At 73.8% G+C, this 3,932-nt stretch carries 4 protein-coding genes; all 4 read right to left on the bottom strand.

Going from position 1 to position 3,932, the window contains the following annotated elements:
* Positions 1-1,241: hypothetical protein (locus ACWCO3_RS32445; RefSeq protein ID WP_450013730.1), on the bottom strand; the 1,241-nt coding region annotated here is incomplete at its 3' end.
* On the bottom strand, positions 1,238-1,888 hold the full coding sequence (locus tag ACWCO3_RS32440; protein WP_450013728.1) for a hypothetical protein: 651 nt from the start codon (positions 1,886-1,888) through the stop codon (positions 1,238-1,240). The genes ACWCO3_RS32445 and ACWCO3_RS32440, both read right to left, overlap by 4 nt.
* Positions 1,888-2,388 (bottom strand): hypothetical protein, encoded by a 501-nt coding sequence (locus tag ACWCO3_RS32435; RefSeq protein ID WP_145781265.1) that lies wholly within the window; start codon positions 2,386-2,388, stop codon positions 1,888-1,890. The genes ACWCO3_RS32440 and ACWCO3_RS32435 overlap by 1 nt, the downstream gene beginning before the upstream one ends.
* Positions 2,389-2,390: 2 nt before the next feature.
* On the bottom strand, positions 2,391-3,821 hold the full coding sequence (locus tag ACWCO3_RS32430; protein ID WP_450013726.1) for a hypothetical protein: 1,431 nt from the start codon (positions 3,819-3,821) through the stop codon (positions 2,391-2,393).
* Positions 3,822-3,932 lie beyond the last annotated feature (111 nt).

Raw genomic sequence — 3,932 nt, 5'->3', positions numbered from 1 at the left:
GCCACCCCGGGCGACGACGTCGGGCCGGCCGGCTCGGCGGCGGCCACACCGGAGGCGTCGCTCCAGCTGTCCCAGGCCTGGGCGCCGGAGGCGACCTCGACGCCGTGCACCACTGTGACGAAACCGGCGGTACGCGACAGGGTGTGCCGGGCGGCGCTGAGGTAGAGCAGTTTCGCCCCCGCGCCCAACTCCCCGGTCGACGGGGCGAACGGCGCGGCGAACGAGCCGAGCAGCGCCGCGCCGACGCTGCCCAGCGTGGTGGCCTCGTCCACCGCCGGCGGGTCGAAGCACACCAGGTCACCGGGCTTCAGGTCCGGGCGACCCTTGAGCGTGAGCGTCCACGCCCGACGGCGGGGCGCGGCGGTGCCGCCGGCCTCGGTGGCCGCGTACGGGTCGGTGTCCTGGCTGCCGTTCTCGGTGCAGGCCAGCAAGCCGGTGGCGAGGGTGAGCGGCTTCGGTTCGCCCTCCGGGTACGGGATCGGCCGCTTGCCGACGTGCACGGTGCCGTCGCGGATCAGCAGCATCCCCCGCCCGTACGCGTTGAGCGACTGCTGCACCGCACCGCCGATCCGCTCCAGCGCGGCACGGTAGAGCAGCCCGGCGCCGAAGGCGGCCCGTTCGTCGCCGGACGCCTCGGTGGCGCCTCGGGTCATGGTGCCGTCCGGGTTGGCGCCCCAGGTGGTGATGTCCACCCGGGTCCGGTCGGCGATGGCCCGGACCGCGGCGCTGAAGGTGGCGGCCTCGAAGCGTTCGGCGACCCGCTGCCCGAGTCGGGCGTACGCCTGCTCGACGAGGGTCAGCTCGGTGTCGTACGTCCGTTCGCCGGTGAGCCGGCGGACCTTCGTCACCCGCAGAACGGCGACCAGCGCCTGCGTCAGCTCGGCCGGGGTGGGACCGGCGTTGACACCGACCAGGTTGGTGAAGAACGCGCCGACCGAGGTGTTGGCGTCGCGCCAGTACAGGTGCAGCTTCGCCACCAGCGGCGGTTGCCCCTCGGCGGTGCGCAGCGCGGCGAAGTGCTCGTCGATCAGCCCCTGCACGGTGACCGTGTACGCGCCGGGGCCCAACCCGTCGGGCAGGGCGGCGTCGATGGCCGCGTAGTAGTCGGCGCTGCTCAGCGTGAGTGCGGTGTCGGGGCTGAGCCCGGTCGGGGTCTCCCGGTGGAAGGTGATGGTCCAGCCGGCGTCGTTGCCGACCGCGCCCTGGCGGACCTGACCGGTCTGGAACGGCGTGAGCGTCATCGCAGCACCCTCCGCAGCTTCTTGTCGAGCAGGTAGCGGTAGCGCAGCCGGCCGGGGCCCAGCTCGGATTCGACCCGTTGCGCGGGTGGGCGGCGACGCCAGACGAACTCGTTGATCGGCGGCGGTCCGAACTCGTCCACCGCGCGGTCGGCACGCCGCCAGGCCAGCGTCACGGACGAGCCGTAGTCGCCGGAGCCGCGTACCGTCCCGGCGTGCAGCAGCCAGGCGAGCACCAGCACCTCGACGGCGACCGGGGCGGAGCCTGTGGTGTCGGCGGGCGTGCCGGCGTCCGGGCAGACCCGGCGCAGGCCGGCGGCGAGCGGCACCGAGCCGAGGATCCGGGTGCCCTGGCGGACGACGAGGCGCAGGGGCACCCGGCCGACCAGCGCCGGGGGCGGTGGTGCGGACGGCGGGGCGGGTCGGGGCGCCAGGTCGTCGGCGGAGCTGCTCACCACGGCGAGTGGGTCGGTGGCCAGCCACTGCCGGGCCAGCCCGGTGGGCAGGATCAGCACCGCGTGGACACCGGCGCCCAACTCGACACGGTGCGGGAGGCCGGCCGTGAGGCTCTGCCGCACCTCGGTGAACCCCTCGGGCACCTCGACGGGCGTCTCCGGCAGGAGGTAGCGGTCGATCGGGAACTGTGGCATCAGTTGCCCAACCCGTCGGCGAGCGCGCCGACTCCGATGCTGGCCACGTCGAGCAGCTTGCCGAGCAGGCTGGGACGGGGCACGTGGACGAGGGTGATGGTGGTGTCCAGGACGTCGCGGCGGGCGGCGGAGGCGTTGAAGGTCAACGACTGCACCTGCATGTCGGTGCGGATGGTCATCGAGGTGACCAGGATCAGCCCGCCGAACTTCCCCCCGGAGTACGCGGCGAGGGCCGTGCCGCGTTTGCTCGCCTCGGCCATCGTCTCCAGGGCGAACTTCCAGGCGTAGCGTTCCGCGCCGACGAGCACCCCGGTCAAGGTGATGGTGTCGTCGTGGGTGGCCACGATGGCCTTGTGCGCGGTGGAGCCGATCGGCGGCAGGTGGTACGTCTCGGCGAGGGAGATGGCGGTGACCGCCCACAGTGGGATCGGCAGCACCCCGTCGCTGATGATCGCCGACGGCACCGTGCCGTACCGCATGAAGCTGCTGGTGATGGCCATGCTCAGCGCCCTCCGGTGGGTGGCAGCGGCACCGGCGTACCGGTGGGTTCGACGGCCAGGCCCAGGTCGCGCAGGGCCTGGGTGATCTCGCGGACCTCGCCGGCGGCGCTGGTGACGCGCAGCCGCAGCCGGCGCTCCTCCAGTGCCGCGCTGATCCGCGCGGGCCGGGTGGACGCGGAGCCGCGCCGGTTGATCCGGTCGATCTCGGCGGCGGCGTCCTCCATCCGGGAGATCGCGTCGAGGATCCGCGGGTCGGGGGTGAACCCGGGGTCGTCGCGTTGCAGCCGGGCGATGGCGTCGCGGAAGTCGGCGGCGTCGCGGCGCAGGTTGGCGACGAGGTTGTCGGTGAGCGCGCTGACCCCGGCGACGCTGGCGGCCCGGTGCGACTTGTCGTCGATCAGCCACACCCAGCCGTCGTGGCCGATGCCGACCAGGTCGGTGCCGGCGACCTTGACGTTGGCGTCCGGTCCCTTCAGGAACAGCTCGATGCTGCTCAACGAGAACGCCGCGCTGTACTCGCCGAGCACGCCCCGCCCGTAGGTGACCATGTCGTGGCGCAGGTAGGCACGGAAGCCGGGGCCGTCGTCGGCGCGTCCGCCCCGGTCGCGGAAGCGCCGCCACAGGGTGGTCAGGGCCTCCGGGTTGTGCAGGGCGAGTTGCTGGGTGAGCCAGACGTCGCCGCCCTCGACCACGGCCCGCAGGTCCGGGTCGGCGATGCGGCCCAGGGCTTCAGCCAGTCGCGCCTCGCTCACCTGCAGGCCGCGCGAGCGAGCCTTGCCGAGATCGTCGACGGCCGTGCGCAGCCGGGCCAGTTCGTCGGGCGTGAGCCGGCCGCCGAGGCGGGTCTCCAGGTCCGCCAGGGCAGCCCGCTTTCCGGCCCCGGACTCGGCGGCCACCGCGTGCCACAGCGCTGTCGGTTCCAGCGCGGCGGCGCGGCGCAGCGCCTCCTGCGAGTCCGTCGGCATGGCCCGGAACGCGCCGCCGACGATCGCGTCGGGCTCGACGTGCCGGCCGGCCTCGCCGCCGCCGGCGGTGTCGAACTCGCGCAGCAGCGAGTCGGCGTACGCGGCGGAGTCGTCGGCCAGCCGCAACGGCGCGTCCCCCACGATGCCGTCGCGGGGTCGGCTCAGCTCGCGCATCTCGGTGTTGAGCTGGTCGAAGTACTCGCCGAGGGTGGCCACCCGCACCCCCTCGGGCAGGGTGCCGCCCTCCAGCACGTGGTCGAGGATCGCGGCGATGTTGTCCCGCAGCACGGCGATGCGTTCCAGCCGGTTGAGCGCGTTGTTCAGGTGCAGGTCGGCGACGTCGTCGATCATGCGCCGGACGAGGTGTTCCAGCAGCCGACGGGAGCGCACCTCGCCGGCCTCGCTGTGCGCGGCGACGGTCCGGATGAAACGGCGCAGCCGAGGGTTGGCGTCGGCGGCGGCGTGCACGGCGGCGGCGTCGAGGAACCGGCCGGCTGCGCTACTTCAACGTCGCCGGCGCGCACCTCGACGGTGACGTCTCGCTGGGTGAACGCCACGACCCGGAAACGCACCTGATCC

The organism is Micromonospora sp. NPDC002411 (assembly GCF_053592955.1).
Note: the sequence above shows the minus strand (reverse complement) of the source record. Positions and strands in the feature narration are given on the sequence as shown.

Bases quoted from the DNA above. Each gene is read 5' to 3' on its own strand.
- ACWCO3_RS32440 (WP_450013728.1), bottom strand. From the start codon at position 1,888: ATGCCACAGTTCCCGATCGACCGCTACCTCCTGCCGGAGACGCCCGTC.
- ACWCO3_RS32435 (WP_145781265.1), bottom strand. From the start codon at position 2,388: ATGGCCATCACCAGCAGCTTCATGCGGTACGGCACGGTGCCGTCGGCG.